Genomic DNA, 26,626 nt, shown 5'->3' on the forward strand with positions numbered 1-26,626 from the left:
GTTGTTCTCCCGCGAAGGCGGGGACCCAGACTGGGCTCCCGCCTTCGCGGGAGAACAAGTGCAGATCGCCAGCCGTTATAAGGCCACCGGGAACGGGGGATATTCGCACCACCTTAGCTCAGGTCCTCACCAAGAAGTCGCGAGCCGATCCCCACCCCGCACCCGAGCCGCCAGTGTCGCCCCATCCTCCCCACCCGCCCGCATCTCCGCCAGCGACAGCGCCCCGTCCCGCTTCGCCAACCGCCGCCCCGCCGCATCCACCACCAGCGGATGATGATGGTACGAAGGCACCGGCAACCCCAGCAAAGCCTGCAACACCCGGTGCACGTCCGTCGCTGCGAACAAATCCACCCCGCGCACCACATCGGTCACCCCTGCGCGGCATCGTCCAGTGTCACCGCCAGATGATAACTCGCCGGCGCATCCTTGCGGGCCAGCACCACATCCCCTGCGCCAGAGGATCGGCCACCACCGTCCCGGCAATCGCATCATGCCACGCCAGCGCGCCGGTAATCGCCACCGCCTTCGCCATATCGAGCCGCCAGCAGTGCGCCAGATGCGACCGCTCAGCCACCTCCTGCGCGGTCAGACCCCGGCAGATCCCCGGATAGACCGGCGCAGCATCCCCTGCGGTGCGGACGCACTCGCGGCGATCTCCGCCCGCGTACAGAAACACGGATAGACCAGCCCGCGCGCCTTCAACGTCTCCAGCGCAGCCTGATATTTCGCCAGCCGCTCCGACTGGAACACGAGCAGATCCCACCGCAACCCGAGCCACGCCAGATCCTCGAGGATCCCCGTGACGAACTCGGGCCGGCTCCGCGTCCCGTCGATATCCTCGATCCGCAGCACGAACCGCCCGCCGCGCTCTTGCGCAAAATCATGCGCGCGGATCGCCGATGCCGCGTGGCCGAGATGCAACCGTCCGGTCGGGCTCGGCGCGAACCGCGTAATAACCGTCTCGCCGCTCACCGCGCTTGACCTGACGATACGCGCCGTGCTGTCATGTCCTTGTCATCGCTGTCGTCCATAGGGCGTCTCGCGAAGCCTGAGTGGGAGGAGCCGTGTTTCACCCCGACCTGATACGCCACCCGGATGGTTGTCCGGCGCTCGTGCTGAATGCCGATTATACGCCGCTTTCTTACTATCCGCTCAGCGTCTGGCCGTGGCAAACCGCGGTCAAGGCTGTGTTCCTCGATCGTGTCGACATCGTCGCCACCTATGAACGCGAAGTCCGCAGCGCCAATTTCGCGCTGAAACTGCCCTCGGTGATCGCGCTGAAGCAGTTCGTCCGACCGTCGCAATTTCCCGCCTTCACCCGGTTCAACCTGTTCCTGCGCGACAAGTTCACTTGCCAATATTGCGGCAAGCTGCGCGATCTCACCTTCGACCATGTCGTGCCGCGCGCGCAAGGCGGTCGTACCACGTGGAGAACGTCGTCACCGCCTGCTCGCCCTGCAACCTCAAAAAGGGCGGGCGCACGCCGAAACAGGCGGCGATGCCGCTCCACCTCGAGCCGATCCGCCCGACCAACTGGCATCTGCAGGAACACGGCCGCAGCTTTCCGCCCAACTACCTGCACGACACATGGCACGACTGGCTGTATTGGGACGTTGAACTGGAAGCGTAACGGCTTTCGAGACGACGGGAGATTCTATGCAGGTGAAACTGGCGGCGGCGCTCGCCGCGACGGGACTTTTCATGTCCGCATGCGGCGACAAGGACGAGCAGCGCGCACAGGCCGACGCCAACGCGGTAGGCTTCGTGCCCCCTCGGTAACCTCGCGCCTGGACTTCGGCGCGAGCATGGAACGCCGTTTCCGCACGCTAGACCGCAACGCCGACGACCGCATAACCAAGGACGAACTCCCCGCGCCGAACGCCCGCATTAAGGCGTTCGACCGGAACAAGGACGGTATCATCACCGCGATCGAGTGGAGCGAAGGCACGCTCGCCTGGTTCGACAGGATGGACCTCAACCGAGACGGCACGGTGACGTCCGAAGAACGCGCGGAGTCGCGGAAGCGCTGAGCCCAAAAACCCGTCACCCCAGCGAAAGCTGGGGTATCCCTCGGGGTTCGCGACGTACGCCTATCCTCACCCGTCACCCCAGCGAACGCTGGGGTATCTCTCGGGGTTCGCGACACCTGCCACACGCGGGGATCCCAGCTTTCGCTGGGATGCCGGAGTGGGGCTGGAATGACGGAGTATCTGGGAGAAACTTCAGACCGACGCTCAGGGGCATTCAAAGACAATAATATTACGCCCTGCCCGCGCCACGCATTCGATTTCACGCCTCTCACCCGCCATTCCCGGTTGACCTAAACCCTGCCGCAGCGCAGCAAGGCTGCCATGGCTAGCCTCCCCGCAATCGCGAACAATTCCGACATCCGTTTCCTCGGCAAACTGCTCGGAGACGTCATCCGCGCCTACGGCGGAGAGCGTCTGTTCGAAGCCACCGAGACGATCCGCAAAGCCTCGGTCGAGCGCCACCGCGACGCCTCCGAAGGCAAGCCCGGCGACGACCGCGCGGTCGATCTCAGCCTCGAAAAGCTCAGCCTCGACGAGACGCTCGATTTCGTCCGCGGCTTCATGCTGTTCTCGATGCTGGCCAATCTCGCCGAGGACCGCCAGGGCATCGCCGCGGAAGACGGTGCCGACCTCGCGTCCGCCATCGCCCAGCTCGAATCCGAAGGCATCGACCGCACCCAGATCCGCAAGCTGCTCGACCACGCGCTGATCGCCCCCGTGCTCACCGCGCACCCGACCGAAGTCCGGCGGAAAAGCATGATTGACCACCGCAACCGGATCGCCGAGCTGATGGCGTTGCGCGATCTCGGCCGCGACACCACGCCCGACGGCGACGATGTCGACGATGCGATCCTCCGCCAGATCGCCTTGCTCTGGCAAACCCGCGTCCTCCGCCGCGACCGGCTCTACGTCACCGACGAGGTCAACACCGCGCTCAGCTACCTCCGCGACGTCTTCCTCCCAGCCCTCCCCGCGCTCTACCAGCGCTGGGACCGCGCCCTCGGCGAACGCACGCCAAGCTTCCTGCGCCCCGGCAGCTGGATCGGCGGCGACCGCGACGGCAACCCCTATGTCACCGCGGACTCGCTCAAGACCGCGCTGGCAAAGGCGAGCGAAGCCGTGCTCGGCTATTATTGCGACGCGGTGCACGCACTCGGCGCCGAGCTCTCGATCTCGACCGAACACGCCCCCGCCGACGCCGCGGTGCAGGCACTCGCCGACGTCAGCGGCGACGACGCCGCCAGCCGCAGCGACGAGCCCTATCGCCGCGCGCTCTCCGGCATCTACGCGCGCTTGTCCGCAACGCACGACGCGCTCACCGGCAAGCACGCCCCCGCCCCGGTCGCCTCACCGGCGAACCGTATGCGAGCCCCGCAGACTTCCGCGCCGACCTCGTCACGCTGGCGCATGGCCTCGGCATCGCGCTGAAGACGGGCGGCGCGCTCGGCCGATTGATCCGCGCGGTCGAGACGTTCGGCTTCCACCTCGCCACCTTGACCTGCGCCAGAACAGCGCCGTCCACGAACGCGTCGTAGCCGAACTGCTGAAGGTCGCCGGCGTCGAAGACGATTACCTAGCGCTCGACGAAGACGCGCGCGTCGCGCTGCTCCGCCGCGAACTCGCCAACGCCCGCCCTCTCACCTCGCGCTTCGCCGAATATTCGGAGGAAACCGCCAGCGAGCTCGCGATCGTCCAGGCCGCTGCCGACGCGCATGCCGCCTACGGCCCCGCGTGCATCACCAACTACATCGTCTCGATGGCGCAGTCCGTCAGCGACCTGCTCGAAGTGAACCTGCTCCTCAAGGAAGTCGGCCTCTACCGCCCCGGCGACACCCCGACCGCGGCGATCATGGCGGTGCCGCTGTTCGAGACGATCGGCGATCTCGAAGCCGCCCCCGGCGTGATGAGCGCCTGGTTCGCGCTCCCCGAAATCGCGACGATCGCCAAGACGCGAGGTCACCAGGAAGTGATGATCGGCTATTCGGACAGCAACAAGGACGGCGGATACCTCACCTCCACCTGGCAGCTGTCGAAAGCCTCGACCGCGCTGAAGCCCGTCTTCGCCGCGGCCGGCGTCGGCATGCAGCTGTTCCACGGTCGCGGCGGCGCGGTCGGACGCGGCGGCGGCTCCGCCTTCCGCGCGATCCGCGCGCAGCCCCCGGGCACCGTCCAAGGCCGCATCCGCATCACCGAGCAAGGCGAAGTCATCGCCGCCAAATACGGTACGAGAGATGCCGCGATGACCAACCTCGAGGCGATCGCCTCCGCCACGCTGCTGGCAAGCCTTGAGCCCGAACGCCTCTCCAACGCCGACAACGCCAGCTTCTCCGCGGCAATGGACACGCTCAGCGACACCGCGTTCCACAGCTACCGCGACCTCGTCTACGGCACCGAAGGCTTCCGCACCTTCTTCCGCCAGATGACGCCGATCGCCGAGATCGCCGGGCTGAAGATCGGCAGCCGCCCCGCCAGCCGCACCAAGTCCGACCGCATCGAAGACCTCCGCGCAATCCCCTGGGTGTTCAGCTGGGCGCAGGCGCGCGTCATGCTCCCCGGCTGGTACGGGGTAGGCCGCGCGATCGCCGATTTCGAGGACAAGGCGCTGCTGAAGGACATGGCGCAGGGCTGGCCGCTGTTCGCCTCCGCGCTCGCCAATCTCGAAATGGTGCTGGCGAAATCCGACATCGCCATCGCCGAACGCTATGCCGGGCTCGTGGAGGACGACAAACTCCGCGAGATCTTCACGACGATCCGCGACGGCTGGCACCAGACTCACGACGGGCTCCTCACGGTAACGGGCCAGTCCCGCCTCCTGGAAAAGCACCCCGCCCTAGACGCCTCGATCCGCCTCCGCCTGCCCTATATCGAGCCGCTGAACCTCCTCCAGATCGAACTGATAAAACGCCGCCGAGCAGGCGAGGACGACCCGAGGATCGGCGAAGGCATCCTCCTCTCGATCAACGCCATCGCCACCGCCCTGCGCAACAGCGGCTAAAAACTCCCTCGCCCCTCCGGGGAGAGGAAGGGGCCCACCGCGCTTGCGGTGGGAAGGGAGAGGGGCGTGAGGCTAAGGACGCCCATCCCAACACCCCTCACCCTTCCGCAACTACGTCGCTCCCTCCCTCTCCCCGAAGGGGCGAGGACCAAAAACGGTGCAGCGACATCCTCACGCACGCGCATCAACCGCCCGGTCGCCCGATCCAGCAAAGCCCAGGTCGTTACCGCCTCCAGCTTCACCTTCCCATCCTCGCCCAAAAACCGCACATGCCGATCGAACCGAGCCCCTTTGGCGCCCCCTCGACCCAAGTCTCCCCGACAACGGCTTCCCCCGAAACCACACTCCCGCGGTAATCGATCTCATGCCGCGTCACGACCCACATATACGCCAGCTTGTGCTCCGCCGGCGCGACGGCATCCCAATGCGCGGTGGCGATCCGCTGGATCCACTGCACCCACACCGCATTGTTGACGTGGCCCAGCTCATCGATGTCGCCGGCCTCGGCGGTGATCGACAGCGTGAACCGGCTCACCCCGCCACGCCCAATTGCCACAGCACGAACGCATGCTCCTCCGCGCCCTCCCGCAGCGACTCGAACCGCCCCGACTTGCCGCCATGCCCCGCGCCCATATTGGTCTTGAGCAACAGCACATTGTCGTCGGTCTTCATCAGCCGCAGCTTGGCCGCCCACTTCGCCGGCTCCCAATAGGTCACGCGCGGATCGTTCAGCCCGCCCGAGATGAACATCGGCGGATAGGCCTGCGCCTTGACGTTGTCGTACGGCGAATACGACCGGATCAACTCGAACGCCGCCTTGTCCTCAATCGGATTCCCCATTCCGGCCACTCGCCCGGCGTCAACGGCAGGCTCTCGTCGAGCATCGTGTTCAGCACGTCGACGAACGGCACGTCCGCGATCACCGCGCCCCACAATTCGGGATCGGAATTGACCACCGCTCCCATCAACTCTCCACCCGCAGAACGCCCCGCGATCGCGATCTTCCCCGCCGACGTCCACTGAGCGTCGACCAGCGCCTTCGCCACATCGACGAAATCGTTGAACGTGTTCGCGCGCTTCTCCAGCTTGCCGTCGAGATACCATTGCTGGCCGAGGTCATCGCCGCCGCGGATATGCGCGATCGCATACGCGAACCCGCGATCCAGCAAACTCATCCGCCCGGTCGAGAAGCCCGGCGGGATCGCATAGCCATACGCCCCATACGCGTAGAGGAACAACGGCGCCGACCCATCGCGGACGAACCCGGCCGGATACACGATCGACACCGGGATCTCGGTCCCGTCCCGCGCCGCGATCTTCAGCCGCTCGGTCGCGTATTTTGCCGCGTCATAGCCGCTCGGGATCTCCTGCACCTTGAGCATCGTCCGCTCGCCGGTATCGACGTCATAGTCGTACACCGTCCCCGGCGTAACCATCGACTCATACCCAAGCCGCAACACCGTCATGTCGTACTCGGATTGTCCCCCAACCCGGCGACATAGCTCGCCTCGGGGAACTCGATCCGCCTGCCCTCGGTCGGCGTTTCGTACCGGTGAATCGCAATCTGATCGAGACCGTCCTCGCGCCCATCGACCACGAAGAAGTCCTGATAGCACTCCACGCCGGTCATGTAGAAAGTCGGGCTCGCCGGAATCAGCTCGCTCCACGCATCCGGCTCCTCGACCAGCGCTGTGCACAACCGGAAATTCGGATCGACATCGTTGGTGTGGATGAACAGCGTCCCGTCATGCTCGTCCACGTCGTACTCGCGCCCGACTTTCCGCGCGGACACTAGGATCGGGACAGCCAAAGGCTCGTGCGCCGGCAGCAGATACAGCTCGCTCGTTACATGATCGCTGGTCGCGATCACGATCCACTTGCGCGAACTCGTCTCGCCGACGCCGACGCGAAAGCCCTCGTCTTCCTCGTGGAACAGCACGACGTCCTCGGAGATCGGCGTTCCCAACCGGTGGAACCGCGCATTGTCCGTGCGCCACTGCTCGTTCGCCAGACCATAGAGAAAGCCCGCATCGTCCGCAGTCCAGACGATCTCGCTGAGCATCCCCGGGATCACGTCGGGCAGATGCTCGCCGGTATCCAGGTCCTTGACCTGAACCTCGAACCGCTCGCTCCCATTGTCGTCGATCGCATAGGCCAGATAGCGCCCGTCGTTGCTGACCGAGAACGCGCCAAGCCGGAAATACTCATGCCCCTCCGCTAACGCCGGCTCGTCCAGCAACAGTTCGTCGTCACCGCCGGCAACCGGCTTCCGCCACCATTTCTTGTACTGCCCGCCGGTCTCGTACGCGGTCCAGTACAGCCAATCGCCATCCTTCTGCGGCACCGAGGACTCGTCCTCCTTGATGCGCGCCTTCATCTCTTCATAGATCGTGTCGACCAGCGCGGTGTGCGGCGCCATCTGCTCTTCGAAATACGCGTTCTCGGCCGCGAGATACGTCAGCACGTCGGCGTCATCGACCTCCGGATAGTGCGGATCCTTCAGCCACGCATAGGGATCCTCGATCGTCACGCCATGCGTGGTGAAGCTATGCGGGCGCTGTTCGGCAATGGGGGCGTGGTCATGCAGCGGTGTTAGCGGGGCCGCGGGTGGAAGCCAAACTCTGTGGCATTGGCGAGCGGCTGAGGAAGAGTGCGCCCCACCCGCAAGCCTCCACGCGCAAGCGACCACCCGCAATGCCACCACCCCGGCGTAGGCCGGGGCCCAATTGGAAAGGTCGAAGTAACGACGCGCTGCGCTCAGTTAGCAATGCCCCCCAACTGGGCTCCGGCCTTCACCGAAGAGGTGAGGAAAGTTCGCCGTAGACACAGCAACGGTGTCGAGCCCCGCTCCAGCCCGCTGTCCTACACATCCCCTTTCTGTCACAACGCCCGGCATGGCCCGTCCCCGCTCGATCCGCCCCCGCGCCTCTGCCGCAGCACCCGCAACGGGGAGCATGGCAAGCGTCGATCGAACCCTCGCCAGCGTGTGCACTTCCTATACTTCACTTTCGACGAGAGACTGAACCGATGCCCCCGACCGCCCGCCTAGCTGACCGCCTAGCCGCCCTCCGCGCCCAGCTAACCACCGATAATCTAGACGGTTTCGTCATTCCCTCACCGACGAACACATGAGCGAATATGTCGGCGGTTACGCGCAACGCCTCGGCTGGCTTACCGGCTTCGGCGGCTCGGCCGGCACCGCCGTGGTCCTCGCCGACCGCGCCGCGATCTTCACCGACGGCCGCTACATGATCCAGGTCCGCGAACAGGTCGACGGCACCCAATGGGCGTACGAACCCGTGCCACAGACCAGCCCCGCCGCGTGGCTCGCAAAGCACGCCCTCGAAGGCGGCCGGATCGGCTACGACGCATGGCTCCACACCGGAACCTGGGTCGCCGACGCCACCACCGCCCTCGCCGAACGCAACGCAACACTCATGGCGGTCGAAGCCAACCTGATCGACGCGATCTGGACCGACCGCCCCGCCCCTCACCCGCGAAGCTGACCGTCCAGCCCGACCAGTTCACCGGCGCCTCCTCCGCCGAAAAGCGCGCCAAGATCGCCGACTGGCTCTCCGAGCACGACGCCGACGCAGTCATCCTCACCGCACTCGACTCGATCGCCTGGGCACTCAACATCCGCGGCGGCGACGTCGACCACACCCCGTCGCGCTGTCCTACGCGATCGTCGGCGCCGACGGCACCACCGACCTGTTCGTCGCGCCCGGCAAGCTCGACTACACCGTCCGCCAGCATCTCGGCAACGCCGTCCGCCTCCACGACCGCACCGCCTTCGCCGCAGCCCTCGCAACCTACGCCGGCAAGCGCGTCGCCGCCGATCCCGAGCGCGCCGTCGCCGCGATCACGCAAGCCCTACAAGCCGGCGGTGCCAAGATCCTCCCCTCCGCGACCCCGTCGTCCTCGCCAAAGCCATCAAGAACCCGGTCGAGATCGCCGGCCACCGCGCCGCCTCCGCCCGTGACGGCGCCGCACTCGCGCGCTTCCTGCGCTGGGTGGAAACCGAATGCGTGAAGGGCGGCCAGACCGAACTCTCCGCCGCCGCCAAGCTGCTCGCCTTCCGCGAACAGACCGGCGCCCTCAAGGACACCTCGTTCGACACGATCTCCGCGACCGGCCCGCACGGCGCGATCCCGCACTACCACGTCACCGAAGAATCAAGCGCCCTGATCGAACCCGGCCAGCTCTACCTGATCGACTCCGGCGGCCAATATTCGGACGGTACCACCGACGTGACCCGCGTCATGCCGATCGACGAGCCCACGCCCGAGATGCGCGACCGCTTCACCCGCGTCCTGAAAGGCCACATCGCGATCGCTACAGCGGTCTTCCCCGACGGCACGATGGGCGGCCAGATCGACGCGTTCGCACGCCGCCCCTCTGGGAAGCCGGCCTCGATTTCGGTCACGGCACCGGCCACGGCATCGGCGCCTACCTCGCGGTCCACGAGGGCCCACAGCGCATCGCCGCCCCCAACTATCCCGGCGGCGCCGCGATGGAGCCGCTGCGCGCCGGCATGATGCTCTCCAACGAGCCCGGCTATTACAAGGCCGGTGAATACGGCATCCGCATCGAGAACCTAATTCTGATCGAACCGCGCAATATTTCCGGCGCCGACCGCGAGATGCTGGGCTTCGAGACGCTTACCTTCTGCCCGATCGAACGCACGCTGATCGAGCCGGCGCTACTGACGACCGAAGAGCGCCAATGGGTAGACGACTATCACGCCAAGGTATTGGCGATCCTCACCCCGGAAATGACCGACGCAGACGATCGCGCGTGGCTCGCGGCAAAGTGCGCGCCTCTCAGCTAGAAGGCTCGTCCCCCGGCGCAGGCGCAGCCCCGACGGCACGCGCCTGCGCCTTGCGCCGCCGCAGGTTCTCGCGCAGCGCGGCGGCCATGCGCTCGACCTTCTCCGCCGCCTTTCGATCCCGATCATCCATAAATACGCCCTACATCTTGGCGGGACCGCTTGACAATCGCCCCGCCCTCGTCTCTTAGCCCCACTCCGCCGGCAGCGATGCCAGCGAGTGCTGCCGTAGCTCAGTGGTAGAGCGCATCCTTGGTAAGGCTGAGGTCGTGAGTTCAATCCTCACCGGCAGCACCATTTTTTCATATGGTAATAGCGGTTAGCTCCGCCGCGTGGGGCCACCCCGCCCGGCGGGGTAGCGCCAACGGCAGCGCCTTCTATCCGCTCATGGGTGACGTAGCGAGGTTCTCCTTCCAGCCTCTTCGGGAATCGCGGAGATTGAGTTGGGCAGCGACAGAGATCGTCCCAAGCTCGAAGAATTACCGCAGCTCCGGGAGCACGGCCGCCTCAAGCATCTCTGCACCCGTATCGGTGAGCCAGACATACGGGTGGCTTCAAGATCGACGCAGAGTTAATCCTTTCCTAGACACGTACTTCGGGGAAGCGGGAAAACCCGGGATCGCCATTCAGCATCGAATCTTGCGACTAGAGCCGCCTGCGATAAACCGCTTTATAACGACCACTTTAGCAATGTCGCCACTTGGCCCGGCTCACCGCAGCAGCACCTTACGCCGTTGCATGGCACCAATCGAAAAGACGTGCCGGACGGGTTCGGGCTCGCGACACTGCGAGCACGACCGCATCACCGACCTCGGCCGGTTTGCGTGGTTAGCTTCTGCTCGCCAGAGCGCTGTGTGTGCGACAGTTCTGAGCATGTTAAACTGAACGATTTGAACAACTTGAGGCAGATGTGGGCGACACCATTGTGCGACGACCGGCTTGGGACCGCGGCTTAAACGATCAGTTTTCAAGGTTATTTTATATGGTGCCGCTTACAGGATGCGTATCGGGATCGGAGTCCGATCGCGGGTGCATAAATCGGGATTTTGCTTTGTTTTCGGTGCTGGTTATTTCGAGTCCGCTTACAGGACTATGCATCGTTGCACGATGACCGTGCTGGGGCGGTTCTGGTAGCCGCTGATAACGGTTGGCTATGTCCGGGGTATCTGCGAGCGGGGCGGGTTCCGGTCCGTCCTGATGCTCGACAGACGATGCCGGTGAGCCTGTGGTATGATCGGGTTGGGTCATGTGTGGAGGCTCTGGGATCGTGATTCAGCATGAAGGACGGTGCGACGACGGGACGGATGATCCGTGCCCGATCTGCCGGGGCGAAGAACTTGACCCGGATTTCCTCGCCATGATCGAGGCAGCAGCGGCGCAGCCGGGTCGAGTGATGACCGGTGAGGAAGCGATTGAGTGGGTGCGTTCGCTGTGATCAGGCGGCTTGTGCCATCTGCTGCTTGAGCCGGTGGACGGTCGCGACACCGACTCTGAGTTTCTTGGCCGTGGCGTTGATGCTGACGCCCTTGGTGAGGGAGCGTTTGATCCGCTCGACCTTCTCAGGGTCGAGAGGTGGTCGCCCAGACCGCTTGGTGGATCGGGCCAGCCCCGACATAATCCTCTGACGCAGGATGCTGCGTTCAAGCTCCGCGAACACGCCCAGCATCGAGAACATCGCGCGCCCTGCCGGGGTCGAGGTGTCGAGGCCCTGCGTATGCAGATACAGATCGACGCCGCGCGCGTTTATCTCGCCGAGAAAGGTGACGAGATGTTGGAGGGATCGCCCGAGGCGATCGACCGACCAGCAGGCGATGAGGTCGATCTCCTTCCTCGCCACCATCGTCATCAGCCGGTCATAACCGGGGCGCTTGTCGCGGCCCTTGGCACCGGAGATGCCCTCGTCGCTTAGGACTTCGACGATCTCCCATCCGAGGCGCTCACCGATGATGAGCAGTTCCCGGCGCTGGTTCTCGACGGTTTGAGAGTCCGTGCTCACACGGAGATACAGGGCTACACGCTTAGTCATTCCAGAATGACTCGCTCCAGTTCTGGAAAGCGTCAAGCAGTTCATTTAGTTCGATTATTTTGCGCATCCATGAAAGCGTCGAGCATCATCGACAGGAGGCATCATGGCACGCACGGCGGTTCGGGATCAGCGCGGTTTCATCATCGGCCATATCGAGGACATGACGCAGGGGCGGCAGCGGGCATTCGACTTCGGCGGTCGCATTCTCGGCACCTATGACCCGACCACCGGCAAGACCGTCGATGATGCCTTCCGCATTGTCGGCACCGGCAACCAGTTGATGGGGCTCATCGAACGGGCGCGGTGAAAACGGGGTGGTTGTCGGCGGTTGCCCAACTTTCCATTGAGCGGCGATTCGACGAGGCGCAAAGCAGTCGGGCTTCACCCGTCCAACGGTTGAGGAAGCGGATAAGCTGGCGGTCTCCAGCGCGGCCCCCTCCACAAGGGCAGCAACCTCACCAGCCTATCCGCGACCTTCCTATCAGATGATGCGGCGGCGCGTCACTTGCGCGGCTTGCCCGCGTCGTCCCGCTTCTCGCGCCAGCGGCCATCATCGTTCTTTGCACGCGTCAGCCCTGCATTTGGTCCGGTCTTGACCTTCGGGCCACCCTTGGTGCGGTCGTTGCCGTTGCTGTCGAACAGTCCCATCGACAATACCTCCTCGTTCTCCCAAGATATGCACGCAACGCGGCACCGCCAACTCCGCCCCCTTCCGAAACCAACTGGTTCTCGAACGGACAAAATCGACATGGCGGATCGACGGGAAATCAGGGCTTTCGGAAGGTCAGAATCGCGATAGCTTTTGGAATGCGATCTGGGCAGGCGCTCATCGATCCCTCTCGATGTATCGAAAGGCTCTAAGGCCGAGACGGTTGGGCGTCCCAAAATGCCGAACCTCACCCGCATGAGCCACGAATCGTGTCTCATGGGGTGTGCTGCATCTGTTGCCCTATTGAGGCGGGAACGGTCGGGTGATCCTCGGCCCCGATACTCGCTGGGCGGATGCGGCAGCGGTCAGGCCGACAGTCGGCACAGCATCTTGTTGGTCAGGCTGATGCACAGGTGTGGAATGATGTGAACGACGATCGGGGATCAGCGCGGCTTTATTATCGGCCATATCGAAAACATGACCCATGTGCGGCAGCGCGCGTTCGACTTCGGCGGTCGCTTCCTCGGCACCTATGACCCCACAACCGGCAAGACCGTCAATGATGCGTTCCACATCGTCGGCACCGACAACCAATTCATGGGCCTCATTGAACGGGCACGGTGACGGGCACACCGACAGCCTGCTCGAAGTAATCCTGCAACAACATGAGCCGGTCGTAATTGGTGGGGTATCTAAGCTGCAAGATCGAGCGAGAGCCCCGTCGCTGCAAGCCATGAAACCCATCGCCTGATGAAAGCGAGAAAGTCAGTCTCGCGGATGCAAAGCACCTTCAGGAACTCAGGGGTTTGAGCATCTTCCCCAAACTTGCCGCTTATGAAGGCCAATTTCTCGGTCTTCATTCCGTATTTCTGAAATCCGTCCGCATCCAAGTATGCGATCCCGCCGTGAGCCAGAGCGTTCCTGAGACAACTTGCCCACTCAGAAGCAGCCATGGTCGATGCTCGCGTTTCCGCTTCCGGCTTAGCCAGTTCAGCAGATAATTCGTGCGGGAAGTATCGTGCGAGATTTTGGCCGGGTTGGTGCGGCAATCGAGTGAAGCGCCATTCTGCCGGAGCGAAAAACGATGAGTGGCGCAGTGCCCTGCCACCTAGTTCTCCATCAATCATTGCTGTCAGTTGCGGATCGAGCGGCCTCTCATCGACATACCCTTCGAAGTGCTTTCCTCGGTGGCGTTCAACACGCTCGATAGGAAGCACGATCATGGGTGTCGCGAGCGCGAGCAAGAATGTCGTGGTCAGCGGTCCAACGCTCTCCTGACCCGGAAATGAGATCGACTCCACGCTCGGGAGAAGCGCGTCAATGAGGTGGAGACAGCGCTCAGGCAGTTCACGGCTATAATTCGCTGGAATGCCCATGATTCACCTCAATGATTCCATTCGTCGTGACCCAGCGGCTCCCGGTTCAGTTCAGCCCTGATTACACGCCAACGCGGCATGTGCCGATCCATCAGAGCAGTAAATCGCTCGCCATGAGATGGCTCAATCAGATGCGCGACTTCGTGGCATACGAGATAATCGATGCACGCGGGCGGCTTCTTCACCAGTTCGAGGTTGAGCCAGATGCGATTTGCAGCCGTGTTGCAGGAGCCCCACTTCGTCCGCATGCGCTTGATGCCGAACGCTGGCGGCGAAAGCGCCATGGCTTCCGCCCACGTTGTTACCAGCGCTTGAGCCCGCTCGTGTAACTCTGATCGCTGCCAGCGCTGCAAAACCCGTTCACGATAGTCTCGATTGCTGCCGGGAGGCACAATGAGTTCGAGACGATCCCCAGCCATGCTAACTCTCGGCGCACCATCACGGCGCAGCACGCGAAGCCGATATGCCACGCCCAGATGGAAGTGCGTCTCACCCGAAACATAGCTTCGGGCGCTCTGCCGCGCCTGAGCAGCGAACTTCGCCTGCTGTCGTTTGATCCAGCCGAGCCGCGTGATGACCGCCAATCTCACCGCGTCATCGCTGACGGTCAGCGGCGCTGCCACGCGGACCCTGCCGAGAGGTGGATAGACCCCCAGATGCAGGTTCTTGATCTGCTTGCGGACGACCTCAACATCGATCTCGCCGACTGAGATGCTATGGGTCTCAGTATTCATGCTGCTTGTGGACCAAATTGAAGATCGTATCGACAAGTGTCGAATCGCTGATGTGGCGACCGATCGCCCGCCGCACCTCTCTCCTTGAACATGTTGCCACGCCAATCCGCTTTCTTCGACCGGCGCACATCGTCATCAATCGCTGTCGCAAGCGCCTCGTCGCCGCTCAGATTATCAAAAAGGGCGCGTTTCGCTGGGGTGTTGATACCCGCAGGATAGCTGCCCCCAACTTCTGGGCTATGAACGCGCTTGGCTAATTCGACGATCTTGTCCAGATACTCCGCGTAGCTCAGCGCATCAGCCTTCCGCTGCCCCACCAACGCATCGAGCAGTTCAGACATTTGCTCATAATATTTGGGGTTAACCGGCGTCTCGTCGATAATGAGCTTGCGCACATTGTTCTCGATGGTCTCGGCGATATTTTTGGGGTTTCCTTTGATGCCTTCAGGCAGAGCATTCACCGCGTCCGGGCCACGCTCAACGATCAGTTCCACCAGCGACATGTCGTCGAACGCAGAGATGACTTCGCTGTCCTCGGCCCGGATGTAAGTGTCGATCAGGTGCCGCATCGCGGGCTCAAACATCTTGAGATCGATATAGTCGCCACTGGCGAGCTTCACCTCGCAGCGGACCTTCTCGAAATGCTCCACCTCCGCCTTCAGTGCTGCCGCACCTGCCTCGTCGTATCCCGCCTCACCGAGGTTGTTTGCGATGTCGGCGTATGCGCGAATCAGCGAAGCGGTCAGTTTGTAGAGTGTGAGGCGCTTGGGCTCGTTTTCCTTCAGCGCATCCTTGTCGCCGGTGTCAGCGGCACAGAAGTAGTGCAGGTAGTCATGCGTGCCCTTCGGCGGGGAGACAGGCTCGCATAGCGCCCGGAGGGCCTCCAGCACTTCGCTCAGGCGTTGCTGCGCCTTCTGGAGGCGGTTTTCCAGCAGGCCCTCGACATCAGCCTTGTCATATCCTTCAAACGCGCCCGAGGTATAATCAGTAATCGCCCCTTCAAGACTGCGAAATAGGTCTTTATAGTCGATGATCTGGCCGTATTCCTTGTCATCACCGTCGAGCCGGTTCACTCTGCAAATGGCTTGGAACAGGCCATGATCCTGCATGTTCTTATCGATGTAGAGGTAGGTAGCCGAGGGAGCGTCGAACCCAGTCAGCAGTTTATCGACCACGATCAGTAGCTTCATCTGTGCCGGGGACTCGATGAAACGCTTCTTCACTTCCTTCTCGAAAACCTCGGGCTCTTTCCCACCCAGCATGCGGTTGTAGATTTCGTATTTGCGCAGCCGTTCGGTTAGCCCCTCACCGTCACCCTCGCCCTTCACATCGTTTGGGGTGGGCTTGTAAGAAGTAATGATCGCGCACCTGTCCTTCAGTGGCGATTTTTCAAACAATTCGTAGAATTTGCACGCCTCATAGATGCTGCCGGAAACCAGCATCGCGTTGCCGCGACCGCTGGCAAGGCGATCCTTCAACTCCATGTCCATCAGGATGTCGGCCACGATCTTTTCGAGCCGTGATTGGCTGGAAAGCACCGCCTTCATGGTGCCCCACCGCTGCTTTAGCTGAGCCTTAGCGAGGTCGCTCAGCCCTTTGGTCTTGGCCTCAAACCACTGATCGATCTTGTGCGGGGAGGTGATGTCTTGATCAATGTCGCGGGCTTCATAGCGGAGATCGAGCACCACCCCGTCCTTTACCGCCTCGTCGAAGCGATAAGTGTGGATGTATGGGCCGAACACCTCAAGGCTGGTGGCCTTGTCGTCTTTCAGCAGCGGCGTCCCGGTGAAGCCGATAAACATAGCGTTCGGCAGGATCGACCTCATCGCCTGATGCAGATCGCCCGACTGGGTGCGATGGCACTCATCCACGAAGACATAGATGTCACCCTTCGGCGAAAAGCCGGGAGGGAGAGAGCGGCGCACTTCGTCGAGGAAGTTCCCTACATCGCCCTCCTCCTTGCCGCCGAACTTGTGGACCAGTGATCCCAGCAGCCATGGGCCGGTATCGTTGAGGCGAGCGATCAGGTCTGCGCCGCTCTTGGTTCGATGGATGTCCTCATCCACGCCCTTGAAAACCTTCTCGATCTGCTCGTCGAGTTCGGTGCGGTCGGTGATGATGAGCACGCGCGCCCCAACTACATTTTCGCGTATCCACTTTGCTAGCCACACCATGGTGAGGCTTTTACCGGAACCCTGCGTGTGCCAGATGATGCCGCCCTGTCGGGTGCGGATGTGCTCCTGCGCAGCGCGGACACCAAAATACTGGTTGTGGCGGCAGGTCTTTTTCGTGCCTGCGTCGAACACGATAAAATTGTGAACCAGTTCGAGTAGCCGGTCCTTGCGGCACACGTGGACCAAATCGCGATCGAGCGCGCTGTTGGGAGAGTTCTGGGCTTCGGACGCTTCCTTCCACTGGAGATAGTATTTTTCGCGCGTTTCGATGGTGCCGTAGCGCAGACCCTCGGTATCGTTGCCCGCCATCACCAGTTGCATGGTGGAGAAGAAGGGCCGGATGAACATCGACTTCTGGTTGTCGAGGTTCTGCCGGATACCCTCTGAAACCGAGACCGTGGAGCGCTTGAGTTCAAGCACAACGAGCGCGATGCCGTTCACATAGAGCACGATGTCCGGGCGCTTCGTGCTGCTCTTGGCCCCCGAGCCACTAACGGTCACTTCCTCGGCGATCGCGAAGTGGTTGGCCTCGGGGTTGGCCCAGTCGATCAGGCGGATCGTGTGGAAGTTCTCACCCGCCCCGGCAGAGACCTTCACCCCGTAGCGCAGGAGTTCATAAACTGATCGATTGACATCATAGGCAATGCGGGAACTGTCGCCCGCCACCCGCTGCAACTCGGCGATAGCGCGGGTGATTAGCTCCTCATCGTATCGGCCAGAAAGCCACGAGCGAAGATAGCTATCTTCGATGTTCCGGTTGTTGGGCCGTTTGTGCCAATCCCCCAGATAGGCATATCCGAGGGTTTGGCTGAACAGCTTCACTACCCGTTTCTGGGTAGCGCGCTCGATCTGGCCGATCGTGCTCATATGAGTCTGATTCGGCCTGTAAGAAGTTGCTGCATCATGCCCTCCCTCATCGACACGGTTTTGCTGCGTCTAACGCACAGGATCGCAAGCTCACATTCCATGTCTTCCAGAACCTTGCTAATCGCTTTTGCTCACCAAATGATGGCGCTGGGATTCTTGCTTGCGCCAACGCTCTCTTCGAGATGTTAAATCTCGTAGAACCTTGTGCTAATTCAAGGGTGATTCGCCGACCTAAAGGTCCCCGAAAAAAATGCGCCCAGAATGGACTGTGGAAGGCGCTTGAAGATTTCGGACGAAAGCCGAAACAAAAGCTGTTCAAATAGGTGGAAGGGATACTATTTTGCACAACGCATGCCAGTGCCACCTCCTCTGGCGTTTCTGATGATCCGTTAAAGAGCAGGTCACCGTTGATCACTTCGTTTTGGGCTTCGCCATCTTGGATATTCACGCGCTCCAGATTATCTGTATTCAAGATTGTATTTTGGATGACATTGACGAACGGCACATAGCGCGCTCTCCCATGCCCAAAGTCTCGCTTTGATTTTCCTGTTAGTCCGCCATAAAATCTACCAGAAGAACCCAAGGTTGCCGACTGCCAATCCTCATCAAACCCGGGTAAGCGCGTCACGCCCGTGAGAAGCTGCTGCATTGCCGCCTGCTTGAGGTCGCGCTTCTTGGCGATCAGCGCGTCAAGCGAGGCGATAAGGTCGTCGATGTTGCCAAGCGCATTGGCAATTGCCTTTTGCTCTTGGGGTGGAGGATAGGGGATGGCCAAAGCTAGAAATGGCATCTTCGGGATGTTTTTCATCGTCCCACTAGTGCCAGTGGCCTCAGCCTTAATTCGCGGTGCAAACGCTGGCGATGAAAGAAGAGCAGCTAACCAGCGCGCGCTGGTGACATCTCCTTGCCTGAACTCCGCAAGCCAAAGTCGGTCCGGGAGGTAGAGATTGGGGACTGCATGTGGTGCGTATCCACACTCACCCACTAATGCAGGTGTGTTCATCCTGCTGATGATGACGCTATCTGCTCTCAGCGGCGTTTTCGCACGGCTGAGATCACGATCTGCTATGGCCTTACATTCGGTAGAATTCACTTTGCCGCCCGTGACGGCGGATGTTTTCAAGACGCTCGGCACACTGAGGTCGCCGTCATATTCCGTTGATTTGGAGTTTACGCTTACGCCCGCAACGAGGCGCTTCACATGACTCCCAATCGTCGATTGGGTCCAGTCGTCAGGTATGACGCCAACATCACTTTGCTTAAATCCAGCGACAATGCTCATGCCGCCAGCCCCATCTTCGCAAAATGGTCCGCGATCCTCAATTCCAATTCATCTATGCGCTCACGAAGGACGGGTAATGGCACAGAATAGCGCTCGGTCAATGTCCTGATTCGGCCCGTCAGCACTTGCGAAACGCGATCGATCTCTCCCTCGATAGCGGAATAAACTGAGGCAATCCATTTGTCCTCAACCGTCAGCGTCTTGACATCATCTTCGGGCAGTTTGGCATAGCACGCGACCACCTTGGTGTTCAGCGCTATCCACGCTTCTTTCGCTTCGTTGGCGACACTAGCCTTGACGGTGGCCAACACTGACCATGCCTGCAATGCTTTACGCTCATCGGCGGCGTCGTGATCGCCCTTGATAGCCTTCAGCCGAGCCTTCACGCTGGCAGCGGTCAGCTTGTCGGCATCGGTCTTTGCATCGGCGAACATGCCATCCTCGCCGCCATATTCCTCTTCAAGTTCTTCGATCTGCCGATCCAGTTCCTCGGCCTTAGCTTCAAGCGCCTCGATCTCGGCTCGTTCCTTCGCAAAATAGCGCGCTATGATCAGGGCCGGTGGGATAATCTCAGCCTTGAGTCTCTTGGCGCTGCGCCCACTACCCAGCACAAGATCGGGCTCCTCGCTGAACCTGCCATCGGTATCCTTCACCAGTTCGCGCAGCACTTTCGCCACCGGCCAGCCATCGGTCGTGATTTGATAGGCGTCGTCCTGCATCACTTCTGCCCAATAGGTCATGATGTGCTGGTAAGCGTCATAACCATCAATCAGCGGCCCGGTGCGGAAGTGGGCTAACAGGTCTTCGGAAACTGTGACGATCAGATCGATGGGGTGACGCCCCCGATCGAAATCGCGCATGGTGTCGATATTGGCATTGCGCCACGCGCCAAAGATGCCGCGCGCAGCGGTGGCGAAAGCATCAAACTCGGGGTGGGCGTGGATAGTCGCCCGCACTTCGGCAGGCTCAACCTTGGAAGCGAGGTAGCCGAGGCGGTCCCCGGGGCCAAACAAATCTGCACGCAGTCCGGGCATGACATCCCAATATTGCTGCAAGGCATCGACATCGCGTTCCGGAATGCCGCCCTTCAGATGAGCATCAATGTCTTGTAGGTCTTCTGCTTCGGAGCCGTCGATATAACGCGGGATGTTGAGATTGCCTTCGTTCTTGTCGATCTCGGCGACCGGCACCATGCGCGAGTAACCGACAAGCTCGGTCTGGCGTTCGAACACATCGATGATCTTATGAACATCCTGCGACCGCAGGCGGTTCTTTGGCCCGTCCTTAGCGAAGCCCTTCGAAGCATCGATCATGAAGATGCCGGTGCGCGAGCCAGTATGGGCCTTGTCGAGGACGATCAGGCAGGCAGGGATGCCGGTGCCATAAAACAAGTTGGCGGGTAGACCGATGACACCCTTGATGTAGCCGCGCCTGAGCAGTTCCCGCCGAATGTCCCCCTCGGCGTTGCCGCGAAACAACACGCCATGCGGCATCACGACGACGGCTTTCCCTGTCGATCTCATCGACGCCAGCACATGCAGCAGATAGGCATAGTCGCCGTTTTTGCGGGGGCGCGCCGTATACGAAGCGCCCGAATTTGTCATCGGCATCCAGCCCGGTGGACCAAGCCTTGTCCGAAAACGGCGGGTTCGCAACGATGAAATCGAATTGCTTGAGCTTGCCTTCCACACCCTTGTGATATGGCTTCGTCAGGGTGTTCTCGCGCCAAAGCTCCGCGTCGGCGCAATTGTGGATTACCATGTTCATTCGCGCGAGCGCGTAGGTGGCTACATCCTTCTCCTGACCGTAGATCGACAGCCCGTCCGGTGCCGCGTCATTGGCCTTGAGCAGCAGAGAGCCCGAGCCGCAGGTCGGATCATATATGGTGTGCTGGCGGGTGGTTGCGCTGTTGATGCCAACCACCTTCGCCATGATCCGGGACACTTCTGCCGGGGTATAAAACTGGCCCTTCGATTTGCCGCTGTCGGCAGCGAAGTGGCGCATCAGATACTCGTAGGCGTCACCGAGGATGTCGTCGCCCTCAGCCCGATTCTTGCGGAAATCCAGTTCCGGGCGGCTGAAAATATCCATTAGCTTGGACAGGCGGTCCACCATGTCCTTGCCATCGCCGAGTTTGGCCGGGTCGTTGAACTTGGCGATGTCGATCACGCCGCCAAGACCGTTCGTTTCGGCCACTTTGGCGATGATTTTGTCGATCTCCTCGCCGATATCCTTGGTGCCTTTAAGCTTCACCATGTCGGCGAAGTGGCAGCCTTCGGGCACCTCGATCTGGGCATTCGGGTCGCTCAGAGAACGATCGGACACATATTTCAGGAACAGGAGGGTGAGGATGTAATCCTTATATTGCGAGGCATCCATGCCGCCACGCAAGGCGTCGCAACTCCTCCACAACGAACTGTAAATCTGAGATTTTTAACCGCCACCCGTAATCCCGCCCTTCACGCGCACTCAGCATCCCCCGGATGCCGTTTTAGATGCTTAGGTGGGGCGGCTTCAGAGGACAACGACGGAGAGCGGGTGCGGGCAAATTGTCCGCTGGATGTCAAGCTTTTGGGAGCTATTCCGTCTCGCCATCATGCCCAGTAGAAGGGGTTTTCGCGGCATCCGCTGCCCAGAGAACGAGCGCGCCTGTTCGGGCAGCGAAGTCGAGCACGCGATCCCGCCGAGCACCCCAGATGCAGACCATCAGCGCAAACGGGGCAGGGAGCATCTTGGTCCGATGCTCGTCGTAGAATGACAGGCGGCGGGGCATCAACAGGACATCGGCCACGCCGAAGACCCGCTGCCGGAAGGTCGTTGTTTCAGTCCTCGCCGGGAACAGGCCGACGATCATCTCGACTTCCTGACGATCCCAAGCGTCGCAGCAGCGACCGATCCAGCGCGTAAGATCGGAAAACGGCGGGTTCACGAATGCCAATCGCCCACTCCATCGCGTCGCGAGCCCATCATCCGCCTCGGTCAACACTTGCTGGGCGGAAACGAAGCTGCGGGAGTCACCCGCAGGATCGATGGAGATCGCACCGAATGACGCCAATACCCATTCCACAACCTCGGGAGGAGTGAACCGGACATCATCTCTTTCTGCCAGTGCGCCCGCACCAGCATGGCCTCCCGTGCCTTCGGCGCAAGGACCGCGAGCACAGAGGTCAGCGCTGCCATTGAGGCCGTGCCGCGCTCGACCGCACGCATGGTCGGCACCGATATTCCGGCGCGAAGGGCGACCGCCTGCTGGGTTTGATTGCGCTGGCGGCGGGCGGCTCGCACTTGCTCTGCTGCATTATCGCCGCTGGCAAGCCCGATGATCCTGAACCCGATTTGAGGGCCGACCTTGGCGAGCGTGCTCATCCGTCCGCCGCCCTGTTCGAGCAGGACGACTGCCTGTCGGCTCACCCCTGCGTGGACGGCAACCTGCCCCTGCGTGAGACCGACAGATTTTCGTGTCCGCCGAATGGCTGGTCCGATATCCATGGAAAACTATCCTGACATTTTTGTCGGGATAGCTTTCCATCGACTTGATGTCGAGCGCCTATCGTCAGCGGGGCGTCAGCCCGATCTCGCATGGCTGCGACGGTTTCCCTGATTTCCTCGCCGACTCCGGCGTTATCGCCTTCGAGTGTGGAAGGCACCGGGTCCATCATGTGGACCGAATTCGGGTAGAAAACAAAGTATCCGTAGCCGGTGTTTTCCGACAAGCCGCTTTCGCGCCAACGGGGATCAAGGCCCGAGCATTGGGGAGCCAACCTCACGGCAGACATGTTCGACGAGAGACGCAGCAGCGCAGAGACCAAGGAGTGCTCATCTTCTCCAAGGAACTCCGTCGCGCCCTGTAGCGTCAAGCGCACGAAGTAGCCTGCGAACACCCTTGTTTTGCCGGTGGCGACAAGGCCGTGCTCGTATTTGGCGGCGCTCTGCTTGCCCGTTTGGTTGATGAGCCCGACCTGACCCGTATGTTTAACCTCATAATGCCGCCAAGCCATGCCCATCTCCCTTGTGCTCTGTATTTAGGGAGGCGAACAGGCGTTCGCCTGCGGCGGCTGGCATTCGCTCAGCGGCGCTTCGCTCATTGGCCTTGCGAGATAGCCGGATATCAAGTCTTTGGAGTAAGGAACATTTCACTCATTCACTGGAAAGCATTAGCTTGATCCCCCCATCCACCTGCGCCCGGATGGCGCTTATGGCGGGGGAGATAATCTCATTCGCTGGTGAAGTAGCTTGATGCTGCGGCCCGCTATAAAGCTGTCCCTTGGTTCTTCTGATCGAACATAGGCCGTGGTATCCCAACCACTCCCCAGCAGCGTCATTCGGCGCACTTCGTGGCCGCACCCCGGTTCTTCGTGATTAAGAACGGTGCCCTCGCCGCATCAACATCAACCATTGCGGAGAGGGGTCCGGGGCTGCGCAAGTTCTCAGCGTCCCCGGTTCAAGTCGTTTAGTGTGTCTGAGCGCACCGTCCGGGGGTCAAAGCCATACTGATAGGCTCGCCTCGATCCGTTCTTGGGCAGCTTCTGTCCGCCCGCCCCTTGCGAGGGCACCATCCCGTCAGTCGTCCGGGGTAGGCTTCAATAACTCGGCCTCGTAAGCCGGAGAAGTATGGCTACCGTAGGTTGTTTCAGACTTGATTCTCGTCTGCCCACTCGCGGGTTGGTAGCACCCGATTCCCTATATTTAACATATCCGACAAACATCTTGCAATATAACTTTGTCGATAAAATTTAATGCGCACACCTCGGCAAGTGTAATAAAAAGGATGAAGCAACTCTATCAGAAAGCATTCCTCAATGTTATTACATTTTCGAAAGATGATCGATCGTGGGTAAGCGTCTCGACTGGTCCGCCCATAAGAACCGGAAACGCGGCAGCCCCTCCCTACTGCGGCAGAAAACCGCGATAACAGGCTCAAGGCTCAACAACTCGCCGAAAGGGTCAGGCGGGGTCGGAAGTCGCCGCAAGTTCGTCACCACGGCCCAGTGCGCCGGTGGTCGGCGGAAGAGGTCGCTGCTTGGGCGACGGCGCGTGGCTATCCCGTCGCGAGGAGATCGCGTGACCCGGATACCTCGCCGCCGTGGTGAGAAGCGCATAAGCAGGAAGCCAATCGGCGGGCGGTCTAAATACGGGCATGCCCCGCTGGACCGCCCTCTCAGATTGCAGTGGCTTGCTCGATCTCATGCTGGACGCTGAGCAGCGCGGGCAGCGCTTCACTCTCAATGGGGCACAATGCACCGTCAGCCAGATCGATGGTCGGCACGCGCTGCTGGAAGCGGTCGGCACTGACTTTGGCTTCGCGGCGTTCTTCCCCGGATGGTATGGCGACTATTCCACCACGCCAGTCTACATCGTGACAGTGGGCGAGCATCACGAGTGCATGCAGTGGCTCCCCATTGGGCGGGCCGACAAGCATCACATCATTCCACACCTGTGCATCAGCCTGACCAACAAGATGCTGTGCCGACTGTCGGCCTGACCGCTGCCGCATCCGCCCAGCGAGTATCGGGGCCGAGGATCACCCGACCGTTCCCGCCTCAATAGGGCAACAGATGCAGCACACCCCATGAGACACGATTCTGTGGCTCATGCGGGTGAGGTTCGGCATTTTGGGACGCCCAACCGTCTCGGCCTTAGAGCCTTTCGATACATCGAGAGGGATCGATGAGCGCCTGCCCAGATCGCATTCCAAAAGCTATCGCGATTCTGACCTTCCGAAAGCCCTGATTTCCCGTCGATCCGCCATGTCGATTTTGTCCGTTCGAGAACCAGTTGGTTTCGGAAGGGGGCGGAGTTGGCGGTGCCGCGTTGCGTGCATATCTTGGGAGAACGAGGAGGTATTGTCGATGGGACTGTTCGACAGCAACGGCAACGACCGCACCAAGGGTGGCCCGAAGGTCAAGACCGGACCAAATGCAGGGCTGACGCGTGCAAAGAACGATGATGGCCGCTGGCGCGAGAAGCGGGACGACGCGGGCAAGCCGCGCAAGTGACGCGCCGCCGCATCATCTGATAGGAAGGTCGCGGATAGGCTGGTGAGGTTGCTGCCCTTGTGGAGGGGGCCGCGCTGGAGACCGCCAGCTTATCCGCTTCCTCAACCGTTGGACGGGTGAAGCCCGACTGCTTTGCGCCTCGTCGAATCGCCGCTCAATGGAAAGTTGGGCAACCGCCGACAACCACCCCGTTTTCACCGCGCCCGTTCGATGAGCCCCATCAACTGGTTGCCGGTGCCGACAATGCGGAAGGCATCATCGACGGTCTTGCCGGTGGTCGGGTCATAGGTGCCGAGAATGCGACCGCCGAAGTCGAATGCCCGCTGCCGCCCCTGCGTCATGTCCTCGATATGGCCGATGATGAAACCGCGCTGATCCCGAACCGCCGTGCGTGCCATGATGCCTCCTGTCGATGATGCTCGACGCTTTCATGGATGCGCAAAATAATCGAACTAAATGAACTGCTTGACGCTTTCCAGAACTGGAGCGAGTCATTCTGGAATGACTAAGCGTGTAGCCCTGTATCTCCGTGTGAGCACGGACTCTCAAACCGTCGAGAACCAGCGCCGGGAACTGCTCATCATCGGTGAGCGCCTCGGATGGGAGATCGTCGAAGTCCTAAGCGACGAGGGCATCTCCGGTGCCAAGGGCCGCGACAAGCGCCCCGGTTATGACCGGCTGATGACGATGGTGGCGAGGAAGGAGATCGACCTCATCGCCTGCTGGTCGGTCGATCGCCTCGGGCGATCCCTCCAACATCTCGTCACCTTTCTCGGCGAGATAAACGCGCGCGGCGTCGATCTGTATCTGCATACGCAGGGCCTCGACACCTCGACCCCGGCAGGGCGCGCGATGTTCTCGATGCTGGGCGTGTTCGCGGAGCTTGAACGCAGCATCCTGCGTCAGAGGATTATGTCGGGGCTGGCCCGATCCACCAAGCGGTCTGGGCGACCGCCTCTCGACCCTGAGAAGGTCGAGCGGATCAAACGCTCCCTCACCAAGGGCGTCAGCATCAACGCCACGGCCAAGAAACTCAGAGTCGGTGTCGCGACCGTCCACCGGCTCAAGCAGCAGATGGCACAAGCCGCCTGATCACAGCGAACGCACCCACTCAATCGCTTCCTCACCGGTCATCACTCGACCCGGCTGCGCCGCTGCTGCCTCGATCATGGCGAGGAAATCCGGGTCAAGTTCTTCGCCCCGGCAGATCGGGCACGGATCATCCGTCCCGTCGTCGCACCGTCCTTCATGCTGAATCACGATCCCAGAGCCTCCACACATGACCCAACCCGATCATACCACAGGCTCACCGGCATCGTCTGTCGAGCATCAGGACGGACCGGAACCCGCCCCGCTCGCAGATACCCCGGACATAGCCAACCGTTATCAGCGGCTACCAGAACCGCCCCAGCACGGTCATCGTGCAACGATGCATAGTCCTGTAAGCGGACTCGAAATAACCAGCACCGAAAACAAAGCAAAATCCCGATTTATGCACCCGCGATCGGACTCCGATCCCGATACGCATCCTGTAAGCGGCACCACCCACCAAGAATCATCGCAAAATCAACAGTTTACGCCACAGTCTCATCCTGACTGTAGCCCACGACTGTCGCCCACTAGCACTCCCGATCATAGGGCAAGACCCTCAGATCATTCGACTATTGGT

The 26,626-nt window shown here is 61.3% G+C and carries 20 protein-coding genes, 1 tRNA gene and 7 pseudogenes; 12 read left to right on the forward strand and 16 right to left on the reverse strand.

Annotation, left to right across the window (positions count from 1 at the left end; translation table 11 throughout):
• Positions 1–126: 126 nt before the first annotated feature.
• Positions 127–972 (reverse strand): annotated as a pseudogene (gluQRS, locus tag AC0IX7_RS13865) (tRNA glutamyl-Q(34) synthetase GluQRS).
• Between the two features lie 92 nt (positions 973–1,064).
• On the opposite strand from gluQRS, the pseudogene AC0IX7_RS13870 reads away from it, so the two are divergent.
• The 4 genes and pseudogenes from AC0IX7_RS13870 to ppc all read left to right on the forward strand — a co-directional run bounded on the left by AC0IX7_RS13870 (position 1,065) and on the right by ppc (position 5,025).
• Positions 1,065–1,630, forward strand: a pseudogene (locus AC0IX7_RS13870) (HNH endonuclease).
• Between the two features lie 26 nt (positions 1,631–1,656).
• On the forward strand, positions 1,657–1,779 hold the full coding sequence (locus AC0IX7_RS13875) for a hypothetical protein (RefSeq protein WP_471812394.1): 123 nt from the start codon (positions 1,657–1,659) through the stop codon (positions 1,777–1,779).
• A 26-nt stretch (positions 1,780–1,805) separates the two neighbouring features.
• The gene (locus AC0IX7_RS13880) at positions 1,806–2,030 is read left to right on the forward strand and encodes an EF-hand domain-containing protein (RefSeq protein ID WP_471812395.1); all 225 of its coding nucleotides are present in this window, start codon (positions 1,806–1,808) and stop codon (positions 2,028–2,030) included.
• A 321-nt stretch (positions 2,031–2,351) separates the two neighbouring features.
• Positions 2,352–5,025: pseudogene (gene ppc, locus AC0IX7_RS13885) on the forward strand (phosphoenolpyruvate carboxylase).
• 149 nt (positions 5,026–5,174) lie between these two features.
• Here the strand turns inward: ppc and AC0IX7_RS13890 are convergent.
• Together AC0IX7_RS13890 and AC0IX7_RS13895 are read right to left on the reverse strand one after the other, a co-directional pair.
• Positions 5,175–5,560: pseudogene (locus AC0IX7_RS13890) on the reverse strand (acyl-CoA thioesterase); the annotation flags it as partial.
• A pseudogene (locus AC0IX7_RS13895) lies at positions 5,557–7,612 on the reverse strand (S9 family peptidase). The pseudogenes AC0IX7_RS13890 and AC0IX7_RS13895, both read right to left, overlap by 4 nt.
• Before the next feature lie 440 nt (positions 7,613–8,052).
• Here AC0IX7_RS13895 and AC0IX7_RS13900 point away from each other — a divergent pair.
• Positions 8,053–9,856: pseudogene (locus AC0IX7_RS13900) on the forward strand (aminopeptidase P family protein).
• On the opposite strand, the gene AC0IX7_RS13905 reads toward AC0IX7_RS13900, so the two are convergent.
• Positions 9,849–9,986 carry a hypothetical protein gene (locus AC0IX7_RS13905; RefSeq protein WP_471812397.1) on the reverse strand — a complete coding sequence of 46 codons (138 nt, stop codon included), beginning with the start codon at positions 9,984–9,986 and terminating at the stop codon, positions 9,849–9,851. The pseudogene AC0IX7_RS13900 and the gene AC0IX7_RS13905 overlap by 8 nt on opposite strands.
• Positions 9,987–10,075: 89 nt before the next feature.
• Between AC0IX7_RS13905 and AC0IX7_RS13910 the strand changes: the two genes are divergently transcribed.
• Positions 10,076–10,150, forward strand: a tRNA-Thr gene (locus tag AC0IX7_RS13910).
• A gap of 970 nt (positions 10,151–11,120) precedes the next feature.
• Positions 11,121–11,288 carry a hypothetical protein gene (locus tag AC0IX7_RS13915; protein WP_471812399.1) on the forward strand — a complete coding sequence of 56 codons (168 nt, stop codon included), beginning with the start codon at positions 11,121–11,123 and terminating at the stop codon, positions 11,286–11,288.
• Here AC0IX7_RS13915 and AC0IX7_RS13920 read toward each other — a convergent pair whose 3' ends face one another.
• A complete protein-coding gene (locus AC0IX7_RS13920) occupies positions 11,289–11,879 on the reverse strand; it encodes a recombinase family protein (RefSeq protein ID WP_471812401.1) in 591 nt (196 codons plus the stop codon).
• 103 nt (positions 11,880–11,982) lie between these two features.
• Between AC0IX7_RS13920 and AC0IX7_RS13925 the strand changes: the two genes are divergently transcribed.
• Positions 11,983–12,186: a hypothetical protein gene (locus tag AC0IX7_RS13925; RefSeq protein WP_471812403.1), complete on the forward strand. Its 204-nt coding sequence runs from the start codon at positions 11,983–11,985 to the stop codon at positions 12,184–12,186.
• 194 nt (positions 12,187–12,380) lie between these two features.
• Here the strand turns inward: AC0IX7_RS13925 and AC0IX7_RS13930 are convergent, their stop codons facing one another.
• Positions 12,381–12,527, reverse strand: coding sequence for a hypothetical protein (locus AC0IX7_RS13930; RefSeq protein WP_471812404.1), 147 nt, complete (start codon positions 12,525–12,527; stop codon positions 12,381–12,383).
• Between the two features lie 478 nt (positions 12,528–13,005).
• Between AC0IX7_RS13930 and AC0IX7_RS13935 the strand changes: the two genes are divergently transcribed.
• Complete coding sequence (locus AC0IX7_RS13935; protein ID WP_471812406.1) at positions 13,006–13,152, forward strand: hypothetical protein; 147 nt, start codon at positions 13,006–13,008, stop codon at positions 13,150–13,152.
• A gap of 68 nt (positions 13,153–13,220) precedes the next feature.
• Here the strand turns inward: AC0IX7_RS13935 and AC0IX7_RS13940 are convergent, their stop codons facing one another.
• The 8 genes and pseudogenes from AC0IX7_RS13940 to AC0IX7_RS13975 form a co-directional block, all read right to left on the reverse strand.
• Positions 13,221–13,772 (reverse strand): hypothetical protein, encoded by a 552-nt coding sequence (locus tag AC0IX7_RS13940; RefSeq protein ID WP_471812408.1) that lies wholly within the window; start codon positions 13,770–13,772, stop codon positions 13,221–13,223.
• A 140-nt stretch (positions 13,773–13,912) separates the two neighbouring features.
• Positions 13,913–14,638, reverse strand: a complete 726-nt coding sequence (locus AC0IX7_RS13945; protein ID WP_471812409.1) for a M48 family metallopeptidase — start codon at positions 14,636–14,638, stop codon at positions 13,913–13,915.
• Positions 14,635–17,679, reverse strand: a complete 3,045-nt coding sequence (locus tag AC0IX7_RS13950; RefSeq protein ID WP_471812411.1) for a type I restriction endonuclease subunit R — start codon at positions 17,677–17,679, stop codon at positions 14,635–14,637. Before AC0IX7_RS13950 ends, AC0IX7_RS13945 begins: the two co-directional genes overlap by 4 nt.
• A 46-nt stretch (positions 17,680–17,725) precedes the next feature.
• Positions 17,726–18,961, reverse strand: coding sequence for a restriction endonuclease subunit S domain-containing protein (locus tag AC0IX7_RS13955; protein WP_471812413.1), 1,236 nt, complete (start codon positions 18,959–18,961; stop codon positions 17,726–17,728).
• Positions 18,958–21,340 (reverse strand): annotated as a pseudogene (locus AC0IX7_RS13960) (N-6 DNA methylase). Before AC0IX7_RS13960 ends, AC0IX7_RS13955 begins: the two are co-directional and overlap by 4 nt.
• Positions 21,341–21,539: 199 nt before the next feature.
• Positions 21,540–22,028: a DNA N-6-adenine-methyltransferase gene (locus AC0IX7_RS13965; protein WP_471812415.1), complete on the reverse strand. Its 489-nt coding sequence runs from the start codon at positions 22,026–22,028 to the stop codon at positions 21,540–21,542.
• Positions 21,941–22,327, reverse strand: a complete 387-nt coding sequence (locus AC0IX7_RS13970; RefSeq protein ID WP_471812417.1) for a helix-turn-helix domain-containing protein — start codon at positions 22,325–22,327, stop codon at positions 21,941–21,943. Before AC0IX7_RS13970 ends, AC0IX7_RS13965 begins: the two co-directional genes overlap by 88 nt.
• Positions 22,328–22,368: 41 nt before the next feature.
• Entirely contained in the window at positions 22,369–22,959 is a 591-nt protein-coding gene (locus AC0IX7_RS13975) for a hypothetical protein (protein WP_471812419.1), read from the reverse strand.
• A gap of 1,175 nt (positions 22,960–24,134) precedes the next feature.
• Between AC0IX7_RS13975 and AC0IX7_RS13980 the strand changes: the two genes are divergently transcribed.
• Positions 24,135–24,443 (forward strand): hypothetical protein, encoded by a 309-nt coding sequence (locus AC0IX7_RS13980; protein WP_471812421.1) that lies wholly within the window; start codon positions 24,135–24,137, stop codon positions 24,441–24,443.
• Positions 24,444–24,810: 367 nt separating this feature from the next.
• Positions 24,811–24,957 carry a hypothetical protein gene (locus AC0IX7_RS13985; RefSeq protein ID WP_471812404.1) on the forward strand — a complete coding sequence of 49 codons (147 nt, stop codon included), beginning with the start codon at positions 24,811–24,813 and terminating at the stop codon, positions 24,955–24,957.
• Between the two features lie 194 nt (positions 24,958–25,151).
• Here the strand turns inward: AC0IX7_RS13985 and AC0IX7_RS13990 are convergent, their stop codons facing one another.
• A complete protein-coding gene (locus AC0IX7_RS13990; protein WP_471812403.1) occupies positions 25,152–25,355 on the reverse strand; it encodes a hypothetical protein in 204 nt (67 codons plus the stop codon).
• 103 nt (positions 25,356–25,458) lie between these two features.
• Between AC0IX7_RS13990 and AC0IX7_RS13995 the strand changes: the two genes are divergently transcribed.
• Positions 25,459–26,049 carry a recombinase family protein gene (locus tag AC0IX7_RS13995; protein ID WP_471812401.1) on the forward strand — a complete coding sequence of 197 codons (591 nt, stop codon included), beginning with the start codon at positions 25,459–25,461 and terminating at the stop codon, positions 26,047–26,049.
• Here the strand turns inward: AC0IX7_RS13995 and AC0IX7_RS14000 are convergent, their stop codons facing one another.
• Positions 26,050–26,217, reverse strand: coding sequence for a hypothetical protein (locus AC0IX7_RS14000; protein WP_471812399.1), 168 nt, complete (start codon positions 26,215–26,217; stop codon positions 26,050–26,052). It abuts the gene before it with no gap.
• Positions 26,218–26,626 lie beyond the last annotated feature (409 nt).

The organism is Sphingomonas sp. AC411 (assembly GCF_979253035.1).

What these genes read in the sequence shown, in the direction of transcription:
- AC0IX7_RS13920 (WP_471812401.1), bottom strand. Translation starts at nt 11,879, where the DNA reads ATGACTAAGCGTGTAGCCCTGTATCTCCGTGTGAGCACGGACTCTCAA.
- AC0IX7_RS13990 (WP_471812403.1), bottom strand. Translation starts at nt 25,355, where the DNA reads ATGGCACGCACGGCGGTTCGGGATCAGCGCGGTTTCATCATCGGCCAT.
- AC0IX7_RS13935 (WP_471812406.1), top strand. Translation starts at nt 13,006, where the DNA reads ATGACCCATGTGCGGCAGCGCGCGTTCGACTTCGGCGGTCGCTTCCTC.
- AC0IX7_RS13945 (WP_471812409.1), bottom strand. Translation starts at nt 14,638, where the DNA reads ATGAATACTGAGACCCATAGCATCTCAGTCGGCGAGATCGATGTTGAG.
- AC0IX7_RS13925 (WP_471812403.1), top strand. Translation starts at nt 11,983, where the DNA reads ATGGCACGCACGGCGGTTCGGGATCAGCGCGGTTTCATCATCGGCCAT.
- AC0IX7_RS13875 (WP_471812394.1), top strand. Translation starts at nt 1,657, where the DNA reads ATGCAGGTGAAACTGGCGGCGGCGCTCGCCGCGACGGGACTTTTCATG.
- AC0IX7_RS13950 (WP_471812411.1), bottom strand. Translation starts at nt 17,679, where the DNA reads ATGAGCACGATCGGCCAGATCGAGCGCGCTACCCAGAAACGGGTAGTG.
- AC0IX7_RS13930 (WP_471812404.1), bottom strand. Translation starts at nt 12,527, where the DNA reads ATGGGACTGTTCGACAGCAACGGCAACGACCGCACCAAGGGTGGCCCG.
- AC0IX7_RS13975 (WP_471812419.1), bottom strand. Translation starts at nt 22,959, where the DNA reads ATGGCTTGGCGGCATTATGAGGTTAAACATACGGGTCAGGTCGGGCTC.
- AC0IX7_RS13970 (WP_471812417.1), bottom strand. Translation starts at nt 22,327, where the DNA reads ATGAGCACGCTCGCCAAGGTCGGCCCTCAAATCGGGTTCAGGATCATC.
- AC0IX7_RS13880 (WP_471812395.1), top strand. Translation starts at nt 1,806, where the DNA reads ATGGAACGCCGTTTCCGCACGCTAGACCGCAACGCCGACGACCGCATA.
- AC0IX7_RS13995 (WP_471812401.1), top strand. Translation starts at nt 25,459, where the DNA reads ATGACTAAGCGTGTAGCCCTGTATCTCCGTGTGAGCACGGACTCTCAA.
- AC0IX7_RS13985 (WP_471812404.1), top strand. Translation starts at nt 24,811, where the DNA reads ATGGGACTGTTCGACAGCAACGGCAACGACCGCACCAAGGGTGGCCCG.
- AC0IX7_RS13955 (WP_471812413.1), bottom strand. Translation starts at nt 18,961, where the DNA reads ATGAGCATTGTCGCTGGATTTAAGCAAAGTGATGTTGGCGTCATACCT.
- AC0IX7_RS13905 (WP_471812397.1), bottom strand. Translation starts at nt 9,986, where the DNA reads ATGGATGATCGGGATCGAAAGGCGGCGGAGAAGGTCGAGCGCATGGCC.